26 protein-coding genes and 2 pseudogenes are annotated in these 26,513 nt (G+C 67.1%); 17 read left to right on the plus strand and 11 right to left on the minus strand.

The annotated features are described in order from the left end of the window. Positions 1-6: 6 nt before the first annotated feature. The 5 genes from TTY48_RS16495 to TTY48_RS16515 are packed head-to-tail and all read left to right on the plus strand — an operon-like array spanning position 7 to position 5,180. Positions 7-1,377: an MCE family protein gene (locus TTY48_RS16495; RefSeq protein WP_220659593.1), complete on the plus strand. Its 1,371-nt coding sequence runs from the start codon at positions 7-9 to the stop codon at positions 1,375-1,377. After that, the gene (locus tag TTY48_RS16500) at positions 1,374-2,471 is read left to right on the plus strand and encodes an MCE family protein (RefSeq protein ID WP_220658746.1); all 1,098 of its coding nucleotides are present in this window, start codon (positions 1,374-1,376) and stop codon (positions 2,469-2,471) included. Before TTY48_RS16495 ends, TTY48_RS16500 begins: the two co-directional genes overlap by 4 nt. Next, the gene (locus TTY48_RS16505) at positions 2,468-3,730 is read left to right on the plus strand and encodes an MCE family protein (RefSeq protein ID WP_220658747.1); all 1,263 of its coding nucleotides are present in this window, start codon (positions 2,468-2,470) and stop codon (positions 3,728-3,730) included. Before TTY48_RS16500 ends, TTY48_RS16505 begins: the two co-directional genes overlap by 4 nt. Further along, the gene (locus TTY48_RS16510) at positions 3,727-4,395 is read left to right on the plus strand and encodes a hypothetical protein (RefSeq protein ID WP_220658748.1); all 669 of its coding nucleotides are present in this window, start codon (positions 3,727-3,729) and stop codon (positions 4,393-4,395) included. Before TTY48_RS16505 ends, TTY48_RS16510 begins: the two co-directional genes overlap by 4 nt. Further along, entirely contained in the window at positions 4,392-5,180 is a 789-nt protein-coding gene (locus TTY48_RS16515; RefSeq protein WP_220658749.1) for a hypothetical protein, read from the plus strand. The genes TTY48_RS16510 and TTY48_RS16515 overlap by 4 nt, the downstream gene beginning before the upstream one ends. A 12-nt stretch (positions 5,181-5,192) precedes the next feature. Here TTY48_RS16515 and TTY48_RS16520 read toward each other — a convergent pair whose 3' ends face one another. Next, the gene (locus tag TTY48_RS16520) at positions 5,193-5,627 is read right to left on the minus strand and encodes a B-4DMT family transporter (protein WP_220658750.1); all 435 of its coding nucleotides are present in this window, start codon (positions 5,625-5,627) and stop codon (positions 5,193-5,195) included. Positions 5,628-5,717: 90 nt separating this feature from the next. Between TTY48_RS16520 and TTY48_RS16525 the strand changes: the two genes are divergently transcribed. Both TTY48_RS16525 and TTY48_RS16530 read left to right on the plus strand, forming a co-directional pair. After that, complete coding sequence (locus tag TTY48_RS16525) at positions 5,718-6,629, plus strand: alpha/beta hydrolase (RefSeq protein ID WP_220658751.1); 912 nt, start codon at positions 5,718-5,720, stop codon at positions 6,627-6,629. A 121-nt stretch (positions 6,630-6,750) separates the two neighbouring features. Beyond that, complete coding sequence (locus TTY48_RS16530) at positions 6,751-7,683, plus strand: DMT family transporter (protein ID WP_220658752.1); 933 nt, start codon at positions 6,751-6,753, stop codon at positions 7,681-7,683. A gap of 427 nt (positions 7,684-8,110) precedes the next feature. On the opposite strand, the gene TTY48_RS16535 is transcribed toward TTY48_RS16530, so the two are convergent. From TTY48_RS16535 to aroQ, 3 genes are all read right to left on the minus strand, one after another. Continuing rightward, entirely contained in the window at positions 8,111-8,635 is a 525-nt protein-coding gene (locus TTY48_RS16535) for a DUF5994 family protein (protein WP_220658753.1), read from the minus strand. 347 nt (positions 8,636-8,982) lie between these two features. Continuing rightward, positions 8,983-9,192, minus strand: a complete 210-nt coding sequence (locus TTY48_RS16540) for a cold-shock protein (protein ID WP_220658754.1) — start codon at positions 9,190-9,192, stop codon at positions 8,983-8,985. Positions 9,193-9,399: 207 nt separating this feature from the next. Next, positions 9,400-9,999 (minus strand): gamma subclass chorismate mutase AroQ, encoded by a 600-nt coding sequence (gene aroQ / locus TTY48_RS16545; RefSeq protein ID WP_220658755.1) that lies wholly within the window; start codon positions 9,997-9,999, stop codon positions 9,400-9,402. A 116-nt stretch (positions 10,000-10,115) separates the two neighbouring features. On the opposite strand from aroQ, the gene TTY48_RS16550 reads away from it, so the two are divergent. Continuing rightward, on the plus strand, positions 10,116-10,922 hold the full coding sequence (locus tag TTY48_RS16550) for a DUF3626 domain-containing protein (RefSeq protein WP_220658756.1): 807 nt from the start codon (positions 10,116-10,118) through the stop codon (positions 10,920-10,922). 26 nt (positions 10,923-10,948) lie between these two features. Here the strand turns inward: TTY48_RS16550 and TTY48_RS16555 are convergent, their stop codons facing one another. After that, positions 10,949-11,302 (minus strand): Rv2640c family ArsR-like transcriptional regulator, encoded by a 354-nt coding sequence (locus tag TTY48_RS16555; RefSeq protein WP_220658757.1) that lies wholly within the window; start codon positions 11,300-11,302, stop codon positions 10,949-10,951. A 143-nt stretch (positions 11,303-11,445) separates the two neighbouring features. Between TTY48_RS16555 and arsB the strand changes: the two genes are divergently transcribed. The 3 genes from arsB (at position 11,446) to TTY48_RS16570 (ending at position 14,091) form a co-directional block, all read left to right on the plus strand. Continuing rightward, positions 11,446-12,543 carry an ACR3 family arsenite efflux transporter gene (gene arsB / locus TTY48_RS16560; RefSeq protein ID WP_220658758.1) on the plus strand — a complete coding sequence of 366 codons (1,098 nt, stop codon included), beginning with the start codon at positions 11,446-11,448 and terminating at the stop codon, positions 12,541-12,543. Further along, on the plus strand, positions 12,543-12,983 hold the full coding sequence (locus TTY48_RS16565; protein ID WP_220659594.1) for a low molecular weight phosphatase family protein: 441 nt from the start codon (positions 12,543-12,545) through the stop codon (positions 12,981-12,983). The genes arsB and TTY48_RS16565 overlap by 1 nt, the downstream gene beginning before the upstream one ends. A 460-nt stretch (positions 12,984-13,443) precedes the next feature. Continuing rightward, positions 13,444-14,091, plus strand: coding sequence for a hypothetical protein (locus TTY48_RS16570; protein ID WP_220658759.1), 648 nt, complete (start codon positions 13,444-13,446; stop codon positions 14,089-14,091). Positions 14,092-14,556: 465 nt separating this feature from the next. Here the strand turns inward: TTY48_RS16570 and TTY48_RS16575 are convergent, their stop codons facing one another. Genes TTY48_RS16575 through TTY48_RS16585 form a run of 3 tightly spaced genes read right to left on the minus strand, consistent with a single transcriptional unit; the run spans position 14,557 to position 17,973 of the window. Next, positions 14,557-15,507, minus strand: a complete 951-nt coding sequence (locus TTY48_RS16575) for a 3-hydroxyacyl-CoA dehydrogenase NAD-binding domain-containing protein (RefSeq protein ID WP_220658760.1) — start codon at positions 15,505-15,507, stop codon at positions 14,557-14,559. Between the two features lie 39 nt (positions 15,508-15,546). Then, the gene (locus tag TTY48_RS16580; protein ID WP_220658761.1) at positions 15,547-16,455 is read right to left on the minus strand and encodes a 3-hydroxyacyl-CoA dehydrogenase; all 909 of its coding nucleotides are present in this window, start codon (positions 16,453-16,455) and stop codon (positions 15,547-15,549) included. A gap of 21 nt (positions 16,456-16,476) precedes the next feature. Further along, positions 16,477-17,973 carry a CoA transferase gene (locus TTY48_RS16585; RefSeq protein ID WP_220658762.1) on the minus strand — a complete coding sequence of 499 codons (1,497 nt, stop codon included), beginning with the start codon at positions 17,971-17,973 and terminating at the stop codon, positions 16,477-16,479. A gap of 541 nt (positions 17,974-18,514) precedes the next feature. Between TTY48_RS16585 and TTY48_RS16590 the strand changes: the two genes are divergently transcribed. From TTY48_RS16590 to TTY48_RS16600, 3 genes are read left to right on the plus strand one after another with little or no spacing between them, the layout of a single operon-like run. Further along, entirely contained in the window at positions 18,515-19,006 is a 492-nt protein-coding gene (locus TTY48_RS16590) for a hypothetical protein (RefSeq protein ID WP_220658763.1), read from the plus strand. 58 nt (positions 19,007-19,064) lie between these two features. Beyond that, entirely contained in the window at positions 19,065-21,431 is a 2,367-nt protein-coding gene (locus TTY48_RS16595) for an excinuclease ABC subunit UvrA (protein ID WP_220658764.1), read from the plus strand. 47 nt (positions 21,432-21,478) lie between these two features. Further along, complete coding sequence (locus tag TTY48_RS16600; RefSeq protein WP_220658765.1) at positions 21,479-22,045, plus strand: vitamin K epoxide reductase family protein; 567 nt, start codon at positions 21,479-21,481, stop codon at positions 22,043-22,045. A gap of 7 nt (positions 22,046-22,052) precedes the next feature. Here the strand turns inward: TTY48_RS16600 and TTY48_RS16605 are convergent. The 3 genes and pseudogenes from TTY48_RS16605 to TTY48_RS16615 all read right to left on the minus strand — a co-directional run. Continuing rightward, positions 22,053-22,628, minus strand: a pseudogene (locus tag TTY48_RS16605) (MFS transporter); the annotation flags it as partial. A gap of 39 nt (positions 22,629-22,667) precedes the next feature. Then, positions 22,668-23,839, minus strand: a protein-coding gene (locus TTY48_RS16610) for an IS3 family transposase (RefSeq protein WP_374758672.1) whose coding sequence is annotated in 2 segments (ribosomal slippage) — positions 22,668-23,576 and positions 23,579-23,839 — 1,170 coding nt in all. Because the reading frame shifts where the segments join, the coding sequence is not laid out codon by codon here. A 66-nt stretch (positions 23,840-23,905) separates the two neighbouring features. Then, positions 23,906-24,583: pseudogene (locus TTY48_RS16615) on the minus strand (CynX/NimT family MFS transporter); the annotation flags it as partial. An 82-nt stretch (positions 24,584-24,665) separates the two neighbouring features. Between TTY48_RS16615 and TTY48_RS16620 the strand changes: the two are divergent. The 3 genes from TTY48_RS16620 (at position 24,666) to TTY48_RS16630 (ending at position 26,464) form a co-directional block, all read left to right on the plus strand. Beyond that, on the plus strand, positions 24,666-25,343 hold the full coding sequence (locus TTY48_RS16620) for a FadR/GntR family transcriptional regulator (protein ID WP_220658766.1): 678 nt from the start codon (positions 24,666-24,668) through the stop codon (positions 25,341-25,343). A 31-nt stretch (positions 25,344-25,374) separates the two neighbouring features. Next, positions 25,375-25,767 (plus strand): hypothetical protein, encoded by a 393-nt coding sequence (locus TTY48_RS16625; RefSeq protein WP_220658767.1) that lies wholly within the window; start codon positions 25,375-25,377, stop codon positions 25,765-25,767. A gap of 79 nt (positions 25,768-25,846) precedes the next feature. Further along, complete coding sequence (locus TTY48_RS16630) at positions 25,847-26,464, plus strand: DUF305 domain-containing protein (protein ID WP_220658768.1); 618 nt, start codon at positions 25,847-25,849, stop codon at positions 26,462-26,464. Positions 26,465-26,513 lie beyond the last annotated feature (49 nt).

Here is a 26,513-nt window from a genome sequence, read left to right on the forward strand (position 1 = left end):
AAGATCATGGGGCTCAACCCCACCCGCGTCGCGATCCTCGTCGTCATGCTCATCGCCGTGATCGTGCTCGCGGGCGCGGGGTGGTGGCTCGTGCGCAGCGCGGGAGCCACGCGCATCACCGCGTACTTCGATCGGGGAGTGGGCATCTACGCCGGTTCCGATGTCCGGATCCTGGGCGTCAAGGTGGGCGAGATCGACGAGGTCACTCCCGAGCGCGACAGGGTGCGCGTGCAGCTGCACGTGAACCGCGACGTGCAGCTGCCCAAGGACCTGTGGGCGGCCCAGGTGACTCCGTCGGTCATCTCCGACCGCTACGTCCAGCTGCTCCCCGTGTACACGGAGGGGCCCACCGCGCAGTCCGGGGCCATCGTGAACGAGGACCACACGATGACGCCGGTCGAGATCGACCAGGTGTACGCCTCGGTCAGCACACTGGCGCAGGCGCTCGGCCCCGACGGCGCGAACAAGAACGGCGCACTCACCGAGGTCCTCGACGTGTCCTCGGAGAACCTCGCAGGCAACGGACAGGCGATGGCCGATGCCATAACCGGCCTGTCGAAGGCGTCGACGACCCTGTCGAATTCGCGGGACAACATCGCCGCCACGGTGAAGGGGCTCAACACCTTCGTCACGATGCTGGCCGAGAACGACAAGCAGGTCCGGGTCTTCAACTCCCAGCTCGCCGAGCTCACCAAGTACCTCGCGGGGGAGCGGGACGATTTCACCAAGGCGATCAATCTGCTCGCCCCGGCACTCGGCGACGTGGGCGCCTTCGTCCGCGACAACCGGGATTCGCTGACGTCCAACGTCACCGGGCTCACCGAGATCACCAAGATCCTCAACGACACCCGGACGGCGCAGGCCCAGATCCTGTCCTACCTGCCGATCGCGGCGAGCAACCTGCAGCAGGCCTACGACGGTGACACCGGCACGCTCACGCTGCGCCCGAACCTGCCCGATCTGCAGGATCCCTTCGGAACCGTCTGCAAGATGGCCGATCTCGGGAAGCTGATGCCCGGCAACCCGCAGTTCGAGCAGCTCACCAAGACCCTCGGTCCGCTGCTGAGCCAGTGCACCGGCCTCGCGAAGCAGATCACCGACGGTGTCCGCGTCCCGCAGCTCAACCTGCCCTTCGGCATCCTGTCCGGCCTGAACTTGCAGCAGGGCCCCGTGCCCGGCACGGTCCCGGGACGGACGGCACCGTCGGTCGAGGGCGTACTGCCGAAGACCCCGGCGGGCACCCGCCCGGCACCCGGTTCGGCCAAGCCCGCCCCGTCGAGCGCCGCCCCGTCGAGTAACGCCACGCCGGTGCCGTCGAGCTCGGCCAAGCCCGCGCCGTCCGTTCCGCCCACCACGAATCCGGGAGGCGCGCGATGAGCACCAAGCGCAGGATCCTCGCCGGCGGCGCACTGGCGACCGCCGCGGTGGTGCTCACCGCCTGCGGTAGCCAGGGCATCTACTCCTTGCCGCTCCCCGGCGGTCCGGCGCTCGGTGCCCGGCCCACCGTGCTGCACCTGCAGTTCGCGAACGTCCTCGATCTGGTGCCCGAATCGTCGGTGCGGATCGGCGGCGCCACCGTCGGCAAGGTGGAGTCGATCGGGATCGCTTCGGACGGCTGGACGGCCGAGGTCACCGTGAAGGTGCGCGACGGCGTGAAGGTGCCGGCGGACTCGCGGGCCCAGATCGAACAGTCGAATCTGCTGGGCGAGAAGTACATCACGCTGGTCTCGTCGGGGGGATCGGACGGCCAGGCCCTGGCCAGTGGCGCCACCATCCCCGCGGCGCAGAACAAGACCACGGCCGGTATCGAAGAGGTTCTCGGCGTGCTCTCCCTGGTCCTCAACGACGGTGGAGTGGGGCAGCTCAAGCCCATCGTCGACGAGCTGAACACGGCCATGAGCAATCCCCAGCAGGTGCGCTCGCTCATCACGCAGACCGACCGCCTGATCGAAGGACTCAACGAGCAGCGGGCCGATATCACCCGGGCGATCGACGGTGTCGCGGCACTGTCCCGCCGGGCCGAGGCGCAGACCACCCAGATCAGTCGCATCCTGGCCGAACTGCCCCGCGGCGCGGCCGTTCTCAACCAGCAGCGCCCGGAGATCATCGAGATGGTCAAGCAGCTCGACCGGCTCGGCAAGGTGGGCACCGATGTGCTCAGCCGTTCGCAACGCGAGACGATCGAGAACCTGCTGGCCCTGCGTCCCACCCTGCGTGCGCTCGCCGGCGCGGCCGACGACATCGTGACCGCCCTGCCCTTCGTGGCGACCTTCCCCTTCCCGGACGCCGGTGTCGATGCGATCAAGGGTGATTCGATGAACCTGTTCATCTCACTGGACACCCGGCTGATCAACCAGCTCGAGGCGCTGGGTGCGGGGAAGCCCGCCCCCGTGTACGTCCCGCCGAAGTACGGCCCCGGTTCGGGCCGAGCGACCGGATCGAGCGCATCGCAGCAGGGAGGCGCTCGATGATTCCCAAGCTGCAGCGCCGCCAGCTGCTGGTCTTCGCCGTGCTCGCGGTCGTCGGCATCGCCTTCGTCGGCGCCCAGTACGCACGCATCGACAAGATGCTCGGCTTCGGCGTCTACACCGTCAAGGTGATGCTCAAGGACTCCGGCGGCATCTTCACCAACGCCGAGGTCACCTACCGCGGTACCCCGGTGGGACGGGTCGGCCAACTGCACCTGGTTCCCGAGGGCGTCCAGGTGGACCTGCAGCTGGACACCAGTCGGCCGAAGGTGCCCGCCGACGTGCAGGCCACCGTCGCCGAACGCAGCTCGATCGGCGAGCAGTACATGGACCTCGTGCCCAAACAGGTGCCCGAGGGCGGCACCCCGTCGGACGCCGTGCTGGTGGACGGCTCGGTGATCCGCGACGTGAAGACCCAGGAGCCGATCGAGGACTTCCTCAAGAACGTCACGGTGCTCAGCAAGTCGGTCGACCCGGCCAAGCTGAAGACCGTGGTCACCGAGTTGTCGGTGGCGCTCGGTGGGAACGGACAGAACCTGCGCGCGCTCATCGACTCGCTCTCCCGGCTCGGGCAGACCGGAACCGACAACCTGGACGCGACCCTGTCCTTGATCACCAACGGGAAGATCGCGCTGGGCACGCAGGCCGCGCAGTCGTCGGCGATCCGGCAGTGGGCCGACAGCCTCAAGGTGGTCACGGAGACGCTCGCCAACAGTGACCCCGACGTGCGGCGCCTCCTGCAGACCGGCAATCTGTCGGCCACGCAGCTGAGCGCGCTGGTCCAGCAGGCCGGCGGAGACGTGACGAAGGTGGTGCACGATCTGTCCGCGCAGCTCACCGCTGTCGATCCCGTGGCACCGAACCTCAAGCAGGTGCTGATCCTGTTCCCGATGATCGCGGCCGGCGCATTCTCCACCTCGCCGGGCGATGGTCTACTGCACTACGGTGTGGTCCTGGAAGTGAACAACCCGCCGGCGTGCACCGTCGGATACGAATCGACGCAGAAGATGATCGACGAGATCAAGAAGAAGAACCCGGGTTTCGACATCAACCGGGATCCGTTCCCGTTCAACACCCAGGTCGGATGCGATGTCCCGCAGGGCAACCCGACGGGCGTGCGCAGCGCCGATCGCGCCCGGTACGCCGATCCGCGCGTCGCACAACCCTGGGACGGCAAGCCCAAGGTGGTGGCGCCGGATCGCATCGACCTCGGACCTCTCGCGCAGGCCGCGGCCGTGATGCTCGGAGGCCACCCCAAGTGACCGACGATCCGAGCGAGACCGGCACCGAGACCGAAACGAGTACGCCCGGCACCGACCGCCGGCGCGTGATCGCGCTGGCACTGCTCGGCGTCGCCGTGATCGCGGCCATCGTGGTGGGCGTCCTGTGGTGGGGCTGGTTCTCCGACCACCGGCGGGCCGCCGATCGCGACGCCGCCGTGGACGGTGCCCGTCAGGCGCTCGTCGACTTCCAGACCTTCGACACCAAGGACCCGGAGGGCACGCTGCGCCGGATGGAGGGCGCGATGACGGGGGACCTGCTGGACAGCTGGCAGAAGTCGCAGCGCGCCTACACCGCGGATCGTCTGAAGGAACGCGCCGACACCGACCTCAAGACCGACCCCGTCGTGGTCGCCGCCGCGCCCACGGAGTTCGACTACGACGGCGGCACCGCGAAGGTGCTGGTGTACTCGGTGGTCAAGTCGACGGAGAACGGCAAACTCGCAGCGGACGCCTACCGCTGGACCTACGTGGTCACGGTTTCGAAGACCGACCGCGGATGGAAGGCCTCCGAGATGGTCCCGCTGCAGCAGCGCGGCGCCACCGGTTCCAACGACCCGAACACCCCGGCCACCGCCGTGGTCCCGACGGCGGACGCTCCGGCACCACCCGCCCCGGCACCGACCCCGCAGGGAGGCACGCCATGACGGACCGCGAACCGGTCGACGAGAATCCGCCCGTGAGCGCCGGGAAGGTCGCGAACACCGAGGGTGAGGGCGAGTCGACCGCGGCCGCCGACCAGGCCAAGCCCGCCCGCAAGCGGGCCGTCGCCCGCGGCACCTCGCTCCGCCGGCCCGACGCGGAGCGCGCGACAGGACATTCGGCGGCACAATCGGCGACGTCCGACGACCCCGCGCCGGCACCCGAGCGGCCGCAGCGAAAGCCCTCGTCCACGAGCCCGGACGATGCCGAGACGCCGGAGGGCGCCGCGAAGTCCGGGTGGACGACCTACATCGTGATCGCCGCAGCGGTCGTGATCCTCGCGGCCGCGGCAACGTTCGGCCTCGCGCGCCCCTTCGCGGGCACGGTGGACAATCGCGCCTTCGTGGACACCGCGCTCACCACGCAGGTGGTCTCGACCGCGAAACAGGCGGCCAAGGACATCTACTCGATCGACATGAACAACGTCGGTCAGTGGGAGCAGCGGATGAACGAATTGCTCACGCCGGGAATGGTCGACGAGGCGAAGAAGATGCGCGCGGGCATCACCCAGGCCGCGGGACAGCTGCAGGACGTGACCATCACGGTCGACGACGCGGGGCTCACCACCGGTGTCGCCTTCGCCTCGCCCGACCACGCCGAGGTACTGCTCAACGTGGTCCGGCAGGTCACCGAGCGCGGCGTCCCCGGCGTCACGGGGCAGTCGCCGATCAAGTTCGTCCTCGACCGGTTCGACGGCGCGTGGAAGGTCTCGTCGATCACCGAGATGTGATCGCGTCCGGAGTCAGGCGGCGGCGGACTGCCGGGCGGCCAGCCGGCGGCCGGCGACCGCGCCGATCGACGCGGAGATCACCAGCAGCAGCGTGGTGAAGCAGGCCCCGATCACCAGCTCGAAGGGCAGTGAGCCCTGGCCGATTCCGGGAAGCAGCCAACTGCCGAGGGCCCAGCACACCGCGCCGGAGACGACGCCGCCGAACAACGCCGCCTTGAACCACCGGGCCGTGAGGTCAACGCCCTTGTCGGCATCGGGAAAGCGGCGCGCGTCCATCAGGCCGTCGTAACCGCCGAAGATCACGGCGACCGCGATCACGAGCGCGATCGCCGCGAATCGCTGGGACGTGCCCGTCGTGGGGAAAACGGTGATGCCCCAACCGAGCGCGCACCGCGCCGCCACCATCAGGGCCGCCATCGCGATGCCTCGCACGAGCCACGGTTTCATATGGAGATTCTATAGGTGCGATGTTCCCGGTGCGCCGCGGCGGTCTCCCATTCCGGCACGTGCCGGCGCGCGGGGCGATACTGTGCGGTCGTGAACGATCCCGAGGGGCCTGAGCTGCGGCTCGGGGCGAACGACCGGCAGCTCCGCGCGGCCTCCCGGGTACCGGTGCGGCACGTGGTCGATCGGCGGACGTACCGCGCGGTGCGGGGCGCGATACGGATGCTCGGCCTGGTTCCATCGCCCGGGGTCGAACGGCGCGCACTGTCCCGTGGTGCGACGGTGCGGATCTTCCGGCCGAGCGGCTCGCCGGGGGAGCGCCGCCCCGGTGTGCTGTGGATCCACGGCGGTGGCTACGTGGTGGGCACCGCTCGCCAGGACGATCACATCTGTCGGCGGATCTGCAGGGCGACCGGGAGCGTGGTGGTCTCCGTCGACTACCGGCTTGCGCCCGAGCACCCGTATCCCGCTGCTGTCGAGGACTGCCGCGCGGGCCTGGAACTGCTCGCATCCCTGCCCGGCGTCGACGAATCGGCGATCACCGTCAGTGGCGCCAGCGCGGGTGGCGGCCTCGCCGCACAGCTCGTGCACGAGCAGGTTCGACGGGGCGAACGGGTGCCGGTCCGCCAGGTGCTGTTTTATCCGATGCTGGACCCGTCGGTCCGGTCGGCGCAGCAGGAGCCCGCGGGAGTGCGGGTGTGGGACGCCCGATCGAATCGATTCGGCTGGGACTCCTACCTGCGTGGTTCCGCAGAGTTCGTACCGGTGCTCGATTCCGTGTCGTCGCGGATTCCTCCCACCTGGATCGGTGTGGGGACCACGGATCTGTTCCACCGCGAGGCGATCCTGTACGCGGAGTCGTTGCGGGCCGAGGGGGTCGAGGTCGAACTGGTGACGGTGGAACACGGCTTCCACGGATTCGACGTCGCCGCGCCGTGGACCGCCAGTGCCAAGGCCTTCACGCGATCCGCGTTGGCGGCGATGCGCCGTGGCGATCGGTCCTGACCGGCACGTGCGGGTGTGGAAGATGTCACACCTCTGTTTCGTCTAAGTAACGATACTGTGAGGGGCGTGGGCTCCGACGTGTGAGCCCGACGGGAATCCACACAGGGAGGTGTCGTTCGTCATGCGCCTGCGCAGCCACTTGGAATCATCGTCCACCATGCTCGTCAGTGCCGTGAGTACGCAGACCTCGTCGGCGTTGTCGCTGCAGACCTTCGGCCGAGCCGGACCGGTGCCGGCATCGGGGCTCCGGATGGCGGGCGCCGCAGTCATGATGTGTGCGTTGACCCGGCCGAACCTGCGGAGGGTGAGCACCGGTGAGTGGTCGACGATCGTCGCCTTCGGGGTGGTGATGGCGACGATGAACGTGTGCCTCTATCAGGCGATCGATCGCCTCCCTTTGGGCGTGGCGGTCACCTTGGACTTCCTCGGCCCCTGTGGGCTCGCGTTCGTGATGGCCAAGCGCTGGCGGGAGCGCTGCTGCGCACCGATCGCCTTGCTCGGTGTCGCGCTGATCGCGGGGCAGGGGAGCGGTGTCAATCTGGTGGGCGTCGGGTTCGGGCTGGCGGCGGGGCTGTGTTTCGCGGGCTACGCCCTCCTGGCCGAACGTGTCGGACGCCAGAGTGAACCGCTGTCCAGGCTCGCCCTCGCGGTCACGATCGCGGCTGCCGCGACCGCTCCGTGGTCGCTGCGGGCGATCGGCGATCTGAATCTACGGACCGTGGCGCTGCTGCTCGCCGCAGCCTTCTTCGGCGTGGTCGTCTCCTACACCTGTGACGCCATCGCCGCAGCTCGCGCTTCGGCGACGATGATCGCCCTGCTGTTCGGTCTCGACCCGGCGATCGGGGCCGCGGTGGGCGCGCTGTTCCTCCATCAGAGCCTGGACGCCGCGGCGATCATCGGAATGGTGCTGGTGGTGGGTGCCGGCGTCGCCGTCAACTGGATGATGGCGCACCGGGCCGCGGCGACCGGGAGCGCCGCCGCCGACACGGGTCCGATCCTCGGTGAGGAATCCTTTTCTGGCGCAACGATAGTGGATGCTGCAGCGGAGAGGTGACGCACTGCATGCCGCGCCGTTCCTCGCGGCAGCGGGCGGGCGCTAGCGGGCCGGTGCGACGACGCGGAGGATGAAGCGGACGCCGTTGGCGGCGGTCAGGCGCATCTCGTGCGGCGGTTGGCCGGGCTCGGCGCGCGTCAGCTCGATATCGTCCGCCGTCATCAGGGCCCGATGACTCAGGGCGGTCCGGTTCCAGGCGAAGCGATTCGTTCGATCCTCGCTCCCGACCGGGTGGCGCAGGCGTGCACGAGGTCATGGATCTCTGCGGTGTAGTCGGAGGACCACGGCAGCCATCGCCCGGACCAATCCCGGTGCACGCGAACGACGATCAGACGAACAGGTACCGCCGGGGCCGGAAAGGGCTGCGTCAGCCGTGCCTCGTTCGCCACGTGGACCCGGTTCGTGATCTCCCTGACCAGGTGTTCGTTCACGACGACGGCGAGGGCTGAGGGGGACGGGACGGGGGAGCGTGGCCGCCCTCGGATTCCCACTCGCGCTCGGCCGCGTGGCGTTGATGAGTGGCCGACGTGGTCGCGATCGCCTCGACGTTGAAGGCATGGGCGCTCTGGCTGGTGGCCCCGGTCATCGCGAGCAGTGTGGCCAACTCGGCCACGTCGGTCTCCGCGCCGGGCGGGATCACCGCGAGGGTGAGCGTGACGCCCCCGCCGACGAAACGTACGGTGTCGAGGGCCTGCAGGTAGTACCCGTCCAGGCGAGTGAGCTCGCCCTCGATCCAGATCTTGCGCGGTGCAGGATCCCAATCGGAGTAGCGGTAGCAGACGCGTTCGAGGTGGGCCATGCGGGCGTGAAGTGTTACGACGATGCGGTTCACTTCGGCGGGCAGATCGCGGGACTGCGGCCACCACACCCCGTCGACGGCGCCGAGAATCGACCCCGCCGGTTTGATGTGCAGCCGACCGGGCTGGATGGGAGGACTGAGTGGATGCGTCATCGGACGCTCCGATCCGGGAGTCATACTCCCGCTGAGCAAGTCGGGAGCACCAAGGGGATCCCGGTGGAAGATCGACTCACTCTCAAGCCTACGCCTGATCGCTCTTGCGGTACAGCGGCTGCGGGCGTGGCCACCAACGAGAAGTGGCCTCCCGGTTCACCGGGAGGCCACTCGAGCGGACGCGTCGCTAGGGGAGGATTTCCGTCCCCTCATCGCCACGGCGGTGATACTCGTCCACCGCGCGGCGGATGCGGCGCCACCACGACGCCTTCTCGCCGTCCGTATCCGTTGATCCCGAAGCCGTCTCCGTCACAGGGGAGGTCGCGGAATCGGAACGGTGGGGCAGGTCACGCGATGGTCTGCACCGAAACGGCCTGGGGGCCGCGGTCGCCGGCCTGCGAGTCGAACGAGACGCGGTCGTTCTCCTCGAGGTTGCGGAAGCCGCCGTTGTCGACGATGCCGGAGAAGTGGACGAAGAGGTCCTTGCCGCCGTCATCGGGGGTGATGAAACCGAATCCCTTGTCGCTGTTGAACCACTTCACGGTGCCTTGAGCCATGGGTATCTCCTAAAATATGTGCGGCAACGAGACATTCGATGCCGGGTTTGCGGAGGCCTACGAGTCACGATGCTGAGGCACAGAGAGGGTTTTCGTCCGCCGCATGAAATCCTTGCGAACGTACCACCAAGAAAGTCAACCGATTTCAGACTAGCAGACGAAGCTGCTCTGCGCCAGGTGTCGCTCGCTCCTCGGCGTCGCAGCTCGTTACGGAGTCGCCGTCGGACACAGGCGCGAGGTGGCGAATCGCAACGCGACTCCGCGCTGGTCGTGCCAACCGCGCTCAGTGATCTGCCGATCGGTGGATCGATCGGCTGCGCTGCGACAGGCGGTGCCGTCCTCCGCGGCAGCCACTGCACCGAGGGAGTCCAGGATGCGTGGGGTGAGCGACGCGAGTGATGCCCGCAGCTTCGGCAGGTCGGCAACGGCGGGATCCGGGTTGCGCTGGGTGGACCACTGGGAGTGGAGGAAGTACTGCACCGATTCGCTCGCGGCGATCTGGTCGGTGAAGACCGCGGACACGTAGTCCCGCGGGAGCCCACGCGAGTCCCCTTGCTGCACGGCGGATTCGACGACGGTGGCGGCCTGGACCGCGTCGCGAATCGGGCTCCGATTGCGCCACTTTGCCCCTGCGACGTCTTCGGCGAGGGCGAGCCGCTCGCTCACCAGGCCGACGGCCGAGTCGATCGCGGTACCGACTGCAGCGGCCGGTGGCGCAGCTGCCACCGCAGCCGTGCCGGCGCTCAGAGCAAGGCTCGGCGCCACCACCGATGCCGCGGTGAACTGGCGCAACCTGCGGAACGACATGGAGCCGAGACTACCCGCCCGGGATCACGGCGGCTTCTCGCCGCGGAGCCGACGCCGGGGCGGCACACTGACAGCAGGTCCGGCGGGATTGCTGCGGCAGCTCGTAGGATCAGGTGATGGCGGAGGCGGCAGGGGAGCGCCGGAGCGGTGCGCCGATCCGGCGGCGGATCGCCGCTCGTACGACGGCGGTGACCCTGCAATTCCATCCCGATTGGCCGCACCGGGCGGGCCGGGTGATCGAGTCGATGGCGGCCGACCGGCAGTACCGGTCGCAGTTCGTCACGGGCATCTCGAACGGTGGCTTGACCGCGTTTCCGGGAGGGGACCGGTGGCGGTGGGAGAGTCGGCTGTTCGCCGGGGAGTACGACGATGCGTCGGCCTCGGAGCGCCCGGTGTACGGGGCGTGGAACCGGCGAGCCGATCCGTTCGGTGGTGCGGTCCGGTTCGGATCGTCGTACCTTCGTCTCCGGCCAGACGTGGTCGCGCGGTCGACCTTCTGCTTCCCGGACTCGGTATTGGAGCCGACGGACGTCGGCGGCGCGGCGGTACTGGCACGCCTGTGCCGGATAGCTGACGAGTCGGGCTTCGACGATCTCGACGACTACGTGGAGGCGCACGTGCACGGCACGGTTCGCTTCGCCGCCGATGTGGCCGCGGTCGTATTGGATCCGTCCTTCATCGGGACGGAGGTGGAGGACGCAGCGGGGCGGTTGGGGTGCCCCGTCGAGTTCCACTCCGGATTTCGAGCATCCCCCGATGATTTCGATTCCGACTACCGGGGATCGCACATCGTCGAGCTGGCCCGATCCCTCGGTGATGAGCTGACCCCGCGGATCATCGGCGACGCCGCCCGGGCGGGGGTGCACCCGGCGCAGTCGCTGAAACAGGTGTGGCACTGTCTTGCGCGATTCGGCCGCCGATGACGAGGTGATGCCGCGGAGGATGGCGGTCAGCAGCAGTCGGGGTCGAGCACTTTGCAGAGAGCGGTGAGCGCCTCGCGGCGGGGGGAGTGGTGCACGCTCATCCCGTGCCGCTCGGATGCGATGAAACCGGCTGTGCGGAGTTGGCCGAGATGGTGACTGACGGTGGATTCCGCGAGCCCCACCGCGGCCGCCAGCGATCCCGTAGTGCACGGTTCGCCACAGGTGAACAGCAGCGATAGCAGCTTCACCCGGACCGGGTCCGCGAGAGCCTTGAGTCGCAGCGCCAGATCGAGCGCGGCCGCATCGTCCGCGGCAGTCGAGGCGACCGGAGCGCAGCAGACCGGGTCGGTCATGTCGATCACGGGCAGGGCCTTGGGCATGGAACCGACTGTACGCACCTCATTGACATATGTCGAAGAGGTGGCGTAGAACAGGTGCTGCAATGGATTCGACATAACACCGCGCGATTTCCGGAGGTCGACACGATGTCCCGCAACGCCGCCGTGTCCGACTGCGGTCCGCAGTGACCGCATCCGCCACGGAGCAGCCGGTCGTCGGCAAGCTCTCAACCCTCGACCGATTCCTACCGGTGTGGATCGGCGTCGCCATGATCGCCGGCCTGCTGCTCGGCCGGACGGTCCCCGGATTGAATTCCGCACTGGAGCGGATCCAGGTCGACGGCGTCTCGCTGCCGATCGCGCTCGGACTGCTGATCATGATGTACCCGGTGCTCGCCAAGGTGCGCTACGACCGCCTCGACTCCGTGACCGGTGACCGGAAGCTGCTCGTCGGATCACTACTGCTGAACTGGGTCCTGGGCCCGGCGTTGATGTTCGCGCTCGCCTGGTTGCTCCTTCCCGATCTGCCGGAGTACCGGACCGGCTTGATCATCGTGGGGCTCGCGCGGTGCATCGCCATGGTGATCATCTGGAACGACCTGGCCTGCGGAGATCGTGAGGCCGCCGCGGTACTGGTCGCGCTCAACTCGGTGTTCCAGGTGGTCATGTTCGCGGCACTGGGGTGGTTCTACCTGTCCGTACTCCCGGGCTGGCTGGGGCTCGATCAGGCCACCATCAGCGCTTCGCCATGGCAGATCGCCGGATCGGTGCTCGTCTTCCTGGGGATCCCGTTGGTCGCCGGATACCTGTCTCGGCGGATCGGGGAGCGGGCGAAGGGGCGCGAGTGGTACGAGTCGACGTTCCTACCGAAGGTGGGTCCGTGGGCGTTGTACGGTCTGTTGTTCACCATCGTCGTCCTGTTCGCGTTGCAGGGGGAGCAGATCACGTCGAGGCCGTGGGACGTCGCGCGGATCGCCGTGCCGCTGCTGGTGTACTTCGCGGTGATGTGGGGTGGCGGCTACCTTCTCGGCGCCGCGATGGGGATCGGATACGAGCGCACCACCACGTTGGCGTTCACCGCTGCGGGCAACAACTTCGAGCTCGCGATCGCCGTCGCGATCGCGACCTATGGCGCCACTTCGGGACAGGCGCTTGCCGGTGTCGTCGGGCCCCTCATCGAGGTGCCCGTCCTCGTCGGCCTCGTCTACGTCTCGCTCGCCCTGCGCAAGCGATTCCCCGCCACTCTGGCGGCCACGTCGGAGTCTCCGAGGAGTGGGAAGTGATGTCCGGCCAGCGGATTTGGGCCGAACTCGACACGCCCAGTGTGCTGTTCGTGTGTGTGAAGAACGGTGGCAAATCGCAGATGGCTGCCGCTCTGATGCGCAAGGCTGTGGGCGACGCGGTCGTCGTGCATTCGGCGGGTACTCGTCCCGGCGAGACCGTCAACAGCCTCTCCGCAGACGTCATGGCTGAAGTCGGTGTCGACATCTCCCGTGAGACCCCGAAGCTGATCGATCCCGATCTACTGGCTCGTGTCGACGTGGTGGTCACCCTCGGTCGCGAAGCAGTCGTCGAACCGCCGGCCGGGGTGCGTCTGGTCAACTGGGACACCGTCGAGCCCTCGGAACAGGGGATCGATGGAATCGAGCGCATGCGTCTCGTCCGCGACGATATCGCCGCTCGTATCGAGATCCTCGCCGCCGAGCTGAAGGGGTCGAAGTGAGGTGTCGGACGGGCGAAGCGCCATTGGCAGATACTGGTAATCTGCGTGTTCGATCGCCGCAAACTCCCGCGCTGAGCGCCGCCGCCACGTGGTACGGATTCCACCGCTAGGCTCTACAGCGTGACGTCTTCGGCGAGGCTAGTTGGCGGAGGTAATGATCGTGACTGCTGGTAAGCCTTGCCCAGCGCCGCGACAAAAGACGCCCGCTGAGCTGACTGACGACTATGTCTGGTGGACGAGTGCAACCAAAAAAGTGGACCGGCTTCGAGATGCCATTGCTCACGCGCTTCCAGGGGCATCGGAGTTCGCTCGCCGGAGGACTCTATACGAGCTTCTCCTTGCTGACTATCTTGGCGATGATTGGGTCAGACGCAACGTCGACCGAGCGACGAGTGAGTCCGAGGATAGAGCGCGAGGAGGTAACGGTGCGCGGTACTTCCGTCGGGATCGGGAGTGGGGGGTGCGCACTGCTGCGATGCAGTATCGCAGGGCTGGGGAATTGGCTCGGCGGTTGTTCGAATTTACCCGTGAAGACTTCTTTGACTTACTGCTCAGCAACTTGCTCCGGAGAGATCTTGAGGGAGCCGCATTCGAGTCCGACGTGATTCACATGCTCATGGCATTGCCGTCCGTAATTGAGCTGCGGAAAGAGTCCGGCGTCAAGGGCGACGACTATGACATCGACCTTTGGTTCGGTAGACACGCACCGTGGCCCATCGAAGTGAAGACGCGCGCCGAAGATGTCAAATACTCAGAGAAAGCATTTCTCAAGACCCTCGATCGTGCGCGACAGCAGCTCCCCGAGGGCGGTGTGGGGTCCGTCTTTATGAAGCTCCCCGAGAGTTGGGTGGACTCTGCGATCTTCCAGAGCGAGCGGGATCAGGTGTTAGCCCGATTCTTCGGTGCTACAACTCGGGTTCACGCGGTTGTGCTGGTCTGGGAGGTCTACGTGTTCGGTGATCCGCCTTCCGTAGCATGGCAGTACGAGAAGGGCTGGTCCATCCATCGATCCCCGTCGGTCGACGCGGGCTTCGACGAGCTTCTGGGTAGCTACGAAAGAATTTGGGCGCAGCCTATCCAGATCGCCGCGCCCCGGGCGCCCTTCTGACGCTCAATGTCTGGCCAAGGACAGGTGGACGCTCAATGTCTGGCCAAGGACAGGTGCAATATGAGGTGGCCGACTCGAGCTGAATACGCAGAGCACGTAATGTCATAATGTAGATTATCGGCGAAACGCGAGTGCTGGTGATAACGCCTGTCGCTGCTGCGGTTGCCGCGTCTGTGCGTGGCGGCGCCTCGAAGATCTCGCGCACACTGCGTCGCCATGATCGTCCGCGTCCGTGTTCCATGGCCGCGTTTCGCTTCGTGGCCGCCGTGATCCCGTCATACATGCGAAGGTCGTGCGAACGGCAGCTATGTGCGGGTCATCGTCCGCCGCCTCCGTCCGGTGGGCGACGAACATGCGAATCATCCTCCGGGGTGGCATGTTTGGGACTTCGTGCCGCTCTCCCCGATGTCCAGCCATACTCGACCAATACGTCACAGTGACGTATTGGTCGAGGGCGGGGGTTGATCAGTACGGCAGATCGGGTTCGTTCAGCTTCGCCTTGATGGTGGTGAACACGACCTCGTCGCGTGCGGCGGCGATCTTGTCGCTGGAATGCTTCGCGAAGATCGCGTCCAACTGATCACTGATGTCGGTGATCAACTCATCCGACGCGGACGTGATCGTGCCGAGGTCCGCCCACCACGCTTCGAGCGCCGGTGCGAACTTCGACATCATCGCCTTGAAGCCGCCCGGACCGCCGCCGAGGCTCGAATTGACGAACTGTCCGAGTACCGCCCAGCGCAGTCCCGGCCCCTGCGACAGCGCCTTGTCGATGTCCTCGACCGAGGCGACGCCCTCCTGGACCAGATAGAAGACCTCACGAACGACGGCAGCCTGGATGCGGTTGGCGATGTGGCCCTTCATCTCCTTACGGAGGTGCACCGGCACCTTGCCCTGCGCGGTGTAGAACGCGAGGGTGCGATCGACCACATCGGGGCTGGTCTGTTCGCCGCCGGCCACCTCGACGAGCGGCACCACGTGCGGCGGATTGAACGGGTGCCCGAGGATCATCCGCGCAGGGGCCGTCAACGCGGACTGCATATCGGTGACTTTGAGCCCGGACGAGCTGCTCGCGATGATCACATCGGCACCGATCGCCGACTCGATCTGCTGCAGCAGAGCGTGTTTCACATCGATGCGTTCTGGACCGTTCTCCTGGACGAAGTCGACGCCCGCCAGGGCCTTGCCGAGATCGGCGTCGAAGGTCAGCTGCGCGGCCTCGGCACCGGGCTGCAGGAGGCCCTGCTCCCGGAGCTCCGCGAGTGCGGTGTCCACGTACTCGCGCAGGCGACCCTCCGCACCGTCGGCCGGGTCGGTGGCGGCCACGTGAAGCCCCCGGGACAGATAGAACGCCGCCCAGCTCGCACCGATCGTTCCGGTGCCGACGATGCCGACGGTCTTGATCTCCGATGCCATGTTCCCACTCCCTTAGTCGTTCCGATGTCGTGAAACCGATCAGCGCAGGCTCGCCGCGTAGGCGATCCCCGTGAGCATGCCGAGCTTCGCGATCACCCGGGCGGCGTGATCGCCGTCCAGCTCGACCGCGAGGATGTTCCCCGCCAGATCGCTGACGAAGGCCCGCCGTCCCGCGCGGTCGAGGGCCAGACCGATGCCCTCCTGCAACCCGGACGCGAGCACCTCCTTGGGGCCCGGAACCGTGCCCGTGAACCGAATCCGGTTGAGCGTGTTGCCCTCTGGCAGATCGCCGCGATCGGTCCAGTAGAGCGCGTTCTCCGCGTCGTCGTACTCGAGATCGATCGGCTCGGGCAGATCCTGCTCGATGACCACGATGTCGGAGCGGTCGTCCGGCGTTTCGCCGGCCGGCAGATCGATGCCGGCGGCGAAGATCCTGCCGGTGCCGCTGTCCGGCGCGCCCTTCTGCGTCCAGAAGACCCGCTCGTTGCGGTGATCGACGGCCACGCCCACACAGTGCAGCGCGGCATCGGCGGAGTCCTTCGGGAAGATCCCGGTGCGCGCCAGCACGGTGACGTTCGAGCCGTCGAGGTTCGACCGCATCAGGCGCATCCCCTCACGGTCGCCCCAGTACAGGTGGCCGCGCGTGAAGTCCGCGGTGAGCTGCTTCGGGGTCACGATCTGGCCCCACCCGATCAGCGGCGTGGTCGCACCGTCGGGCGTGGTGCGCAAGATGGCGCCGTCCATGTCGAAGAACTCCCCCTTGGGGACGTCCGTCGGGGTTCCCATGTGCGTCCACAGGATCGACGAGGTCGATTCGTCGATCACGATGCCGTCCGGGAAGTAGCCGGTCACGTCCGCGACCGTCCGGACGCCGGAACCGTCCGGGGCGAGTTCGATGATCTCGGCCCGCGGGCGGATCTGAAGAACGTAGAGCTTCGACTCGGTCACGCGGATCTCCTTGGGTCGGAACTAGAGCCAGCTCGGTTTCCACGAACCGAGTGGCGTCAACGGATAGGCGTACGCCCCGGGAGTCGCGGACATCCGCACGGTCTCGGAGACCCCGGTGTAGGTGCCGAGCGGCGTCTCGACGGTGAACTGCTCGGGGTCCGGGTAGATGTGGCCGGGGCCCGACCCTGCGACACTGCGGGCGAAGTCGCGGTCGAAGACGCCCATCTCGGGGAGCCACAGTGCGCACCGCGACAGCGAGACGCGCACTCGGTACGAGCCGCCCTCGGTGGCCCGCCGGAGCAGGGCGGCCACAGCGCCCGCGGTAGCGAGCCAACCGACCACGTAGTCGCAGATCACGTAGATCGGTGGATGCTCGGGCCGGGAATCGGTGCCCTCGATGTTGTTGAGGCCCCACGCGGCACCCGCGCTGATGTCGAAGCCGACACGGTCGGACCAGGGGCCCGATTCACCGGCGTAGAGGACCTGTACATCGATCAGGCCGGGGTTCACCGCGCGCAGCTCGTCCGCGGAGATCCCGAACCGCTCGCGCCAACCGGGACGGCGATTCGAATAGAAGACGTCCGCCGTGGATGCGAGGTCGAGGAAGGTCGCGCGCTGTTCGGCATCGGCGATCTCGAGCGTGGTGGACCGGGTGCCCACGTGGGACGTGTAGTGGAACAGCTCCTGCTCGACATCGCTGGGGCGCCACACGTTCAGTACATCGGCACCGTGCAGTGCCAGTCCCCTGCCGATGGAGGGCCCGGCGATCACATGCGCCGTACCCAGCGCACGCACGCCGTCGAGCGGTGAGCGTGCGTTCGGGGCGAACGGCACCGGATCGCCGTCGGCCACCTTCTCGATGCTGATCAGCGGCATTCCCCCGACCGAGTCGGTGAATGCGGGGAGTTCGACGACCTCCGCCACGGGGCGCGCCAATGCGCCGACGACGCCGGCTGCGGCCGCGGCCTCCTCCAGATCTGCACCGTTCCACTGCGCGACGGCTTCGGCGATGGCCTCCCCCGATCCCCCGGCGCCGAGCAGGCGGACGGCGCGTTCTCGGATCGCGGGATAGATGTTGAGCAGCATCATCCACTGCTCATCCTTGGTCCGGTGGAACAGCGGATTGGGCGAGCCGAAGGGATTGTAGGGATCCGCTTTGCCCGGGAAGCCGTTCACGAGCTCCCACTTGCCCTCGGCGAACGGCGAGAACCGGCGCAGCGCCAGCGGGACGTCGACGTGGATGTCCTGTCCGATCCCGGTACGGACCCGCCAGGCCTTGGCCATCATCACGGCCTTGGCTGCGAGCCCCACCGCGGACATGGTGCCGAAGGGCAGCCTGCTCGGGATGATCGGATCGGCGCCCGAAATGCTGAGGCTGCCACCGGTGTCGGCGACGGACGCACCACACGAACGGAGCACCTCGTCCAGGTGTGGGCGTACCGAGACCGCGGCCGACTGCAGCGGATCGCTCAGGTTGGACAGGAGCCGTGCCGCGAGTGCGGCGCTGGTACTGCTCACCGACATTCCCCCGCTTTCACAATAAAGTGTGAGTTGCGGCGAAGCAGTGCGAAAAGACGTGGGCGCTGGGATTCGCAGAAAATCGCCGCGACCGGTCCTTTGCTTCGCGTAGCGCCGAGCCTACAGCGCCGGACATCGTTGTGCGCGGGCTCTTCTCGGATATCAACCGGTATTTGGGATTGCATATTGCGACGAGGATGGAATTGCAGATATGCAATCGCAATCGCCTGCGGGGTGTCGTACACCCCATGGTGCGCGCTGGGGCCGGGGGTGCCCTTGCTCGGCAGCGGCGCGCACTGAGGGTGCGGTGACGGTCACGCGGGCAGGTGTGTGTCGAATGAACTTGTCCGGCTCGACGTCGCCCAAGCGCGCGATACTTTGCGATCACAAATGGCTGTTGGAATTGTTGTTGAGCAGCTTTGCTTGAACGGACTTGCATTTCGTGGAAGTGTCACTTTTGGTTGGAAATGGTTGGCGCGGCTACTGATTCGGAACGGTCAACACCAATCCTCGATGGCCGTCTGATGTTATTGTGAAAATCATGGCCAATGAAGAGCTGTCGATCCTGCGTCGTGCCCAAGAACTCGTCAAGAGTCACGACGAAGAAGCCCGCGCACAACGAATCGAGCGCGAAGGAAAGGTCCGTCAGGTCGCGGCGATGATCGCCACCTACAGCAACGACTGCTCGCAGCGGCTCGCCGAAGTGCTGGACATCCCCGAGAAGGACAAGGCGACCGCGGCGATGAAGTGGCGCCTATCGGCCTCCGGCGAGAAACTGATCTCGTTCAACCCCGTGGACAACGATCTCATGGTCGACATGCACCGGATGCCCATGCTGGTCACCAATGTCGAGGGCTACGCCGTGGGCGCCAAGCATCTCCTGGGAACCGATGTCTACGAGTTCGGGCTCACCTGCGGCGCCGACAACTGGAGCGGGTTCGACGATCTCGAATCGTTCGGTCGCTCCACGCTGGATTCGACGGGCGGTCGGTACAAATGGGGCGACGCCAAGTTCTCCCAGTACAACACGTGATCGTCGGCGCGGGGCGGTAGCCTGGAGCGGTTGCCCGCACGTTCACACAGGAGCGCCCATGGCCAAGCCCGCCCCGCACGTCGCCGACTCCCACGAGAAGATCCGCGTCCACGGCGCTCGCGAGAACAACCTCAAAGACGTGAGCATCGAGCTGCCCAAGCGGCGGCTCACCGTGTTCACCGGCGTCTCAGGGTCGGGCAAGAGCTCATTGGTCTTCGGCACGATCGCGGCGGAATCGCAGCGGCTCATCAACGAGACCTACAGCGCCTTCGTCCAGGGATTCATGCCCACTCTCGCCCGGCCCGACGTCGACGTGCTCGACGGGCTCACCACGGCGATCATCGTCGGCCAGGAGCGCATGGGCTCCGACCCCCGATCCACCGTCGGCACCGCCACCGATGCCAACGCGATGCTGCGGATCCTGTTCAGCCGGTTGGGTACCCCGCACATCGGCTCGCCGCAGGCCTACTCGTTCAACGTCGCCTCCGTCAGCGGAGCCGGTGCGGTCAAGCACGACAAGGGCGGCCGCGAGATCAAGGAGAAGGTCAGCTTCAGCATCACGGGCGGCATGTGCCCGCGATGCGAAGGCCGGGGCAACGTCACCGACATCGACCTCACCGCCCTCTACGACGCCGACAAATCGCTCGACGACGGCCCGTTCACCATCCCCGGCTACAGCATGGACGGCTGGCAGGGGCGCATCTACCGGGGCAGCGGCTTCTTCGACACCGCCAAACCCATCGCGAAGTACACCAAGCGCGAGCTCAACGACCTGCTCTACAAGGAACCGACGAAGATCAAGGTCGAGGGCATCAACCTCACCTACGAGGGGATCATCCCCAAGATTCAGAAGTCCTTCCTGTCCAAGGACGTCGAGGCGATGCAGCCCCACGTCCGTGCCTTCGTCGAACGCGCCGTGACCTTCGCCGTCTGCCCCGACTGCGACGGCACCCGGCTCTCCGAACTGGCCCGTTCGTCGAAGATCAACGGAGCCTCCATCGCCGACTGCTGCGCCATGCAGATCAACGAGCTCGCCGACTGGGTGCGCGCCGTGCAGGACCCGTCGGTGGCTCCCCTGTTGGAGAACCTGCAGCAGACCCTGGACTCGTTCGTCGAGATCGGCCTCGGCTACCTCTCGCTGGATCGGCCCGCCGGCACCCTGTCCGGCGGTGAGGCGCAGCGCACCAAGATGATCCGGCACCTCAACAGCTCGCTCACCGACATCACCTACGTCTTCGACGAGCCGACCATCGGCCTGCATCCGCACGACATCGCGCGGATGAATGATCTGCTGATCCGCCTCCGCGATAAGGGCAACACCGTGCTCGTGGTCGAGCACAAGCCCGAGGCCATCGCGGTCGCCGACCACGTCGTCGACCTCGGCCCCCGCGCAGGCTCCGCCGGTGGCGAGATCGTCTTCGAGGGCACCGTCGATGCGCTGCGGAAGGCGGACACCCTGACCGGGCGGCACCTCGACGACCGTGCCCGGCTCAAGGGCGAGGTGCGCGCACCGTCGGGCTTCCTCGAGGTGCGCGGCGCCGACGAACACAACCTCCAGGACGTCGACGTGGACGTCCCGCTCGGCGTGCTCACGGTGGTGACCGGTGTGGCCGGCTCGGGCAAGAGCTCGCTGATCCACGGATCGATCAGCCCCCGTGAGGGCGTGGTAACCGTGGACCAGACGCCCATCAAGGGCAGCCGCCGCAGCAACCCGGCCACCTACACCGGTCTGCTGGAGCCCATCCGGAAGGCCTTCGCCAAGGCGAACGGCGTGAAACCCGCACTCTTCAGCGCGAACTCCGAGGGCGCCTGCCCCGCCTGCAACGGCGCGGGCGTGATCTACACCGACCTCGGGATCATGGCCGGTGTCTCGACCACCTGCGAGGAGTGCGAGGGCAAACGGTTCCAGGCGGCCGTCCTCGAATACCACTTCGGGGGCAAGGACATCAGCGAGGTGCTCGCGATGCCCGTGGCCGACGCGCTCGAGTTCTTCGCCGACGGCGAAGCGAAGATCCCGGCGGCGCAGAAGATCCTGACCCACCTCAACGACGTCGGGCTCGGCTACGTCAGCCTCGGCCAGCCGCTCACCACGCTGTCCGGTGGCGAGCGCCAGCGACTCAAACTGGCCACCCACATGGGTGACAAGGGCGGAGTCCTCGTCCTCGACGAGCCCACCACCGGCCTGCACCTGGCCGACGTCGAGCAGCTCCTCGGTCTCCTCGACCGGCTGGTCGACTCCGGCAAGTCGGTGATCGTCATCGAGCACCACCAGGCGGTGATGGCGCACGGCGACTGGATCATCGACATCGGCCCCGGCGCCGGACACGACGGCGGCCGCATCGTCTTCGAGGGCACCCCCGCCGACCTGGTGGCGAGCCGGGCGACCCTCACCGGTGAGCACCTCGCGGGGTACGTGCAGGGCTGACGGTGCGCTGACAGCGACCACACAGGAGCCTCGCCTAGGATCGTGACGTGGCCACTGTAGACAACCGACGACCGTCCGGGATCGTGCTCATCATCACGGGTGCGCTGGGACTCCTGGCGTCCGCGATGCTCACCATCGACCGGATCAAGCTGCTACAGGATCCGAGCTTCCGGCCGGGGTGCAGCATCGACGGCGTGCTCTCCTGCGGATCGATCATGGAATCCTCGCAGGGATCGGTCTTCGGGTTCCCCAACCCGCTCCTGGGCCTGGTCGCGTTCACCGTGGTGATCGTGACCGGCATCCTCGCGGCCGGCGGAGTCGCACTCCCCCAGTGGTACTGGACCGGCCTCGCGATCGGATCCGCCGCCGGCCTGATCCTGCTCACCTACCTGATCCACGCCAGCCTGTTCGACATCAAGGCGCTCTGCCTGTGGTGCACGCTGGTCTGGACGATTCAGCCCATCGTGGCCGCGGTGGCGACCGCCGGTGCGCTGGGCGAGCGGGCCACCCTGACGGTGAAGCAGGGGTTGGCCGCGCTCGTCCTGGTCTGGTACATCGTGGTGATCACACTGATCGCGACCCAGTTCTGGGACTACTGGAGCAGCAAGTTCTGATCGCCGATCAGTTCCAGGTGTCCTCGAGCATGCGCGGCTTGCACGCCTGGTAGGCGCCGACACCCAGCACGATCAGGCACACGAAGAGCATCACGAAGGGCGCGGTCCAGCCGCCGGTCGCCTCGTGCAGCAGTCCGAAGCCGAGCGGCCCGGCGCACGCCGCCAGGTAACCCACGCCCTGCATGAAGCCGGACAGGGCGGCCGATCCGGCGCCCGTGCGCGTACGCAGGTTCACCAGGGTCAAGGCCATCGGGAAGGTGGTCGGTCCGAGACCCGTTGCGATCACCCACAGCCAGGTGTGATTCATGGGCGCCAGCAGCAGGCCCAGGAAGCCGATCACGAAGAACGCCAGGAACACCAGGACCAGCGGGAACGGATTGCGCATCCGGGTGCAGATACCGGGGATCACCAGAGTGGACAGGAATCCGACACCGGAGAACAGCGCCACCATGTTGCCGCCGAGCGCCGCGCTGCCGCCGGAGTCCGACAGGATCGTCGGGATCCAGGTGAACATCGAGTAGGTGCACAGCGAGGTCATGCCGAACATCGCGGCCGCGCCCCAGGCCAGCGGCGAGCGCCAGGGTCTGCTGAAGGTTTCGTTGTCACTTCAGCTCAGTGATTGTTAGGCCGCGTTGGCGGCTGTGTAGATCATCTCAAATTCGATGGGTGTGAGCTTGCCGAGTGTGCGTTGTCGCCGGCGGCGGTGGTAGGTCCGTTCGATCCAGACGACGATTGCCGTCCGCAGTTCCTGGCGGGTGGTCCACTGCTGGCGGTCGAGGACGTTCTTCTGCAGCAGCGAGAAGAACGATTCCATCGCTGCGTTGTCCCCGGCGGAGCCGACCCTGCCCATCGAACCGCTGAGCTGAAACCTGTTGAGCTGCTCGGTGAACCGGCGTGATCGGAACTGGCTACCTCGATCCGAGTGCACTACGCATCCGGCAACCGCGGCAGGGCCACCGCGCCGGGTCACGGCGCTGTTGATGGCGTTGACCGCGATGCGGGTCTTCATCCGTTCGTCGATCGAGTATCCGACGATCCGATTCGCATAGACGTCTTTGACCGCGCACAGATACAACTTGCCCTCGCGGGTGTGGTGCTCTGTGATATCAGTGAGCCACAAACGGTTCGGGGCCTCAGCGGAGAACTCGCGTTCTACCAGGTCGTCATGGACCGGCGGTCCGGGACGTTTGCCGCTGCCGCGCCGGCGGCTGTGCGCGGAGAACAGACCAGCTTGTGAGCACAGCCGCCACACTCGCCGCTCCGACACACTGTGACCGGCAGCGACGAGTTCGTCGGCGATGAACCGATACCCGAACTCCGGATCATCACGATGGACATCGACCGCAGCATTAGTCACCACCGCATCATCGACATCACGGTCACAGACTGGAACAGCGCTCCAGGCATAGAAGGCTTGGCGGGAGAACTTCAGAACCCGGCAGGTCACCGCGACGGCAATCCCGTCAGCGGCCAGCTCGCGGACCAGCGGGAACATCATTTTGGGGACGAACCGAGCTTCAGATTCGCCTGCGACAAATACGCCGCCGCCCGCCGAAGGACTTCATTCTCCTGCTCCAACAGCCGGATCCGCCGCCGCGCTTCCCGCAGCTCCTTCGCCTCGTCCCGGCTCACACCGGGACGAACACCGTCATCGACATCGTCTTGCCGCAGCCACCGCCGCAAACACGACTCCGCGATCCCGAAATCCTCCGCTACCTGTTTGAGCGAGACCTGCCCCGACCTGGCCACGCGGACCACATCAGCACGGAACTCCTCTGGATACGCCTTCGGCATGGTCGATCATCCTTCCAGCAACAGTCCGCAGACCGCTACAGATCAGGTGACAACTAGACCTTCAGCAGACCCCCAGATCTGGCCCTTGGGCTCCGCGGTCTCCTCGGCGGTCACATCGTTGATGTCGTGGCCGCGCCGGGCGATGACGATGCCGAGCCAGGGCAGGAAGGCCGCGACGGGGATGATCGCCCACATACCGAGCGAGAAGCGCCAGCCCATCGCGTCGGCGACCGGCACGGCCGTCAGCGCGGGGATCATGGTGCCCAACTGGACACAGGTGAGATAGGCGGTGCTCAGGAAGGCGACCCGCTCCGAGAAGTACCGCTTCACTAGCGGCGGAATCACCACGTTGCCGATGCCCATTCCCAGGAGGGCCAGGCAGGAGAAGGCGAGCAGTCCCCCGGTGCCGCTCATCACCGAACGCACGGCCACGCCCAGGGCGGTGGCGCCCACGGCGATGAGGGTGGTGCGTTCGAGCCCGAACCGGGTCGTCATCACGGGGGTCACGATGCCTGCGGCCGCGAACATCGCGGTGGGCAGCATGCCGAAGACGCCGATGACGGTGGCACCGAAACCGATCTCGTGGCTGATCTCGGTGAGCAGCGGCGTCAGCGAGGTGACCGCGGCGCGCAGCGTCAGCGCGAAGAGCAGGATGGCGACGAGTACCAGAGCCCGGCCCTGCATCATCGAGCGCACGACGGGGTTGGCCTCCCGGGTCTCCGGGTCGGTCGCAGTGCTGGTCATTCGGCCTCCTTACGGTCCACGAAATCATAGGATGAATGGACGTATAGTGGCAAGGCGTTATCGCGCGGATAGGATGAATGTGATGCAACCCGTACGACGACAGACCTTGATCGCGCAGGTCACCGAGCAGCTCCGTGCTGAGATCGCCAGCGGGCGCTGGCCCGTGGGCAGCCGGATTCCCACGGAGACCGAGCTGCGCGAGCTCACCGGCACCGCGCGCAACACCGTGCGCGAGGCGGTGCAGGCCCTCGTGCACGCCGGAATGCTGGAGCGGCGCCAGGGATCCGGGACCTACGTCCTGTCGGCGTGCGCCAGCTCCGCCCTCGGCGACTACTTCGCGGCCGCCCGCGACACCGACCTGTTGGAACTGCGCGAGGCGCTCGATGTGACGGCGGCGGGGCTCGCCGCCCAGCGCCGCGACGAGGAGGACATCGCCGAACTGCGCCGCCTCCTCGCCCACCGCAACGCCCTGTGGTCGCCCGAGCGGGTGGCCGAGGGGAATCAGGAAGAGGCCGTGCGCACCGATCTCGCGATGCATCGCGGCATCGTCGCCGCCAGTCACAACGCCATGTACCTGGAGTTCTACGATTCCCTCGTTCCTGTGCTGCAGGAGCAGCTGGAGGAGTTCCCCGTGGGAGCGGCCACCTCGTACGAAGCGGACCACGTGACCCTCGTGGAGGCGGTGATCGCCGGCGATGTCGACGGTGCCCGGGCCGCCGCGCAACATCTGCTCAACGAGGTCCGGCTCCGCCGCCGGTGACCTAGTACCCCCATGGGGTACCCTGATCCGTGTGCGGATGATGCGAACTCGGGCGGTGGCGATGGTCTTCGCCGCCGTTCTCGGACTCGCTGTCACCTTCATGCACACCGGGATCGGTCCGGTCGGGCACGCGATGCCGACGACGCCCCAGCACGACGGTGCGCCGCTCGCGGCGACCGCCTCGGCCAACCACGGCCCCCAGTTCGAGAAGCCGACCTTCGATGCGGTGCACGAGCACAAGGCGCACGACTGCGCCGGGACGGTAGCCAAACAGCACGCTCTCGGCACGCCCTCGCTCGTCGCGACGCTCCCGGTCATCGGTCGCACCGCGGGGATCGAACCCCGCGTGCTCGCCGCCTTCGCCCGCGGTCCCCCGCCCTGGACCGTGCTCTCCCTCGCTGACCTCTGCCTGTTGCGAATCTGATCGACGCCCGCGCGCGGCCCCGCCGCGGCGCGCTCCGACGTACCCGCACACAGCAACCATCTCCAGTGAGGAATCACCCATGACCATGTCCCGCACCCGCACGGCCACGGCGCTCACCGCCGTCGCCCTCGCCGCCACCGTCCTATCGGCGTGCTCCTCGGCCGACCAGAACGCCGCCGACGCATCGACCACCGCCGGACACGGTGCGCACTCCGCCTCGTCGTCGGCCCCGTCGAGCGCCGTCAACGCCGCGTACAACGACACCGACGTGAACTTCGCGACCATGATGTACCCGCACCACGCCCAGGCCGTCGACATGGCGAACCTCGTCGACGGCAAGGACGCCAGCGCCGATGTCGTCGCGCTGGCCGCCGAGATCAAGGGCGCGCAGCAACCCGAGATGGACGCCTTCACCCGGCTGCTCGCCTCGTGGGGAAAACCGGCCCCCAAGCCGACGATGGATCACGCCATGGACGGCATGATGACCGACGCGCAGATGGATCGACTGAAGTCGCTGCGCGGAACCGATTTCGACCGCGAGTGGTTGACCATGATGATCCAGCATCATCGCGGAGCCATCTCCATGGCCGACACCGAGCTCGCCTCCGGCGTGAACGCCGAGACCCGGCAGATCGCCACCGACATCAAGTCCGGGCAGCAGGCCGAGATCGACCGGATGCAGAAGCTGCTCGGCTGATCCGATTCCCTGGGGCGGCGACCACCGGCCGCCGCCCCCAGGGGAGTCC

Source organism: Tsukamurella sp. TY48 (assembly GCF_019656655.1).
Taxonomy (GTDB): Bacteria; Actinomycetota; Actinomycetes; order Mycobacteriales; family Mycobacteriaceae; genus Tsukamurella; species Tsukamurella strandjordii.

Coding starts and splice junctions, on each gene's coding strand:
- TTY48_RS16530 (WP_220658752.1), top strand. CDS start 6,751: ATGCGCCTGCGCAGCCACTTGGAATCATCGTCCACCATGCTCGTCAGT.
- TTY48_RS16515 (WP_220658749.1), top strand. CDS start 4,392: ATGACGGACCGCGAACCGGTCGACGAGAATCCGCCCGTGAGCGCCGGG.
- TTY48_RS16630 (WP_220658768.1), top strand. CDS start 25,847: ATGACCATGTCCCGCACCCGCACGGCCACGGCGCTCACCGCCGTCGCC.
- TTY48_RS16550 (WP_220658756.1), top strand. CDS start 10,116: ATGGCGGAGGCGGCAGGGGAGCGCCGGAGCGGTGCGCCGATCCGGCGG.
- TTY48_RS16535 (WP_220658753.1), bottom strand. CDS start 8,635: ATGACGCATCCACTCAGTCCTCCCATCCAGCCCGGTCGGCTGCACATC.
- aroQ (WP_220658755.1), bottom strand. CDS start 9,999: ATGTCGTTCCGCAGGTTGCGCCAGTTCACCGCGGCATCGGTGGTGGCG.
- TTY48_RS16500 (WP_220658746.1), top strand. CDS start 1,374: ATGAGCACCAAGCGCAGGATCCTCGCCGGCGGCGCACTGGCGACCGCC.
- TTY48_RS16590 (WP_220658763.1), top strand. CDS start 18,515: ATGGCCAATGAAGAGCTGTCGATCCTGCGTCGTGCCCAAGAACTCGTC.
- TTY48_RS16555 (WP_220658757.1), bottom strand. CDS start 11,302: ATGCCCAAGGCCCTGCCCGTGATCGACATGACCGACCCGGTCTGCTGC.
- TTY48_RS16595 (WP_220658764.1), top strand. CDS start 19,065: ATGGCCAAGCCCGCCCCGCACGTCGCCGACTCCCACGAGAAGATCCGC.
- TTY48_RS16565 (WP_220659594.1), top strand. CDS start 12,543: ATGTCCGGCCAGCGGATTTGGGCCGAACTCGACACGCCCAGTGTGCTG.
- TTY48_RS16620 (WP_220658766.1), top strand. CDS start 24,666: ATGCAACCCGTACGACGACAGACCTTGATCGCGCAGGTCACCGAGCAG.
- TTY48_RS16540 (WP_220658754.1), bottom strand. CDS start 9,192: ATGGCTCAAGGCACCGTGAAGTGGTTCAACAGCGACAAGGGATTCGGT.
- TTY48_RS16575 (WP_220658760.1), bottom strand. CDS start 15,507: ATGGCATCGGAGATCAAGACCGTCGGCATCGTCGGCACCGGAACGATC.
- TTY48_RS16505 (WP_220658747.1), top strand. CDS start 2,468: ATGATTCCCAAGCTGCAGCGCCGCCAGCTGCTGGTCTTCGCCGTGCTC.
- TTY48_RS16495 (WP_220659593.1), top strand. CDS start 7: ATGGGGCTCAACCCCACCCGCGTCGCGATCCTCGTCGTCATGCTCATC.
- TTY48_RS16520 (WP_220658750.1), bottom strand. CDS start 5,627: ATGAAACCGTGGCTCGTGCGAGGCATCGCGATGGCGGCCCTGATGGTG.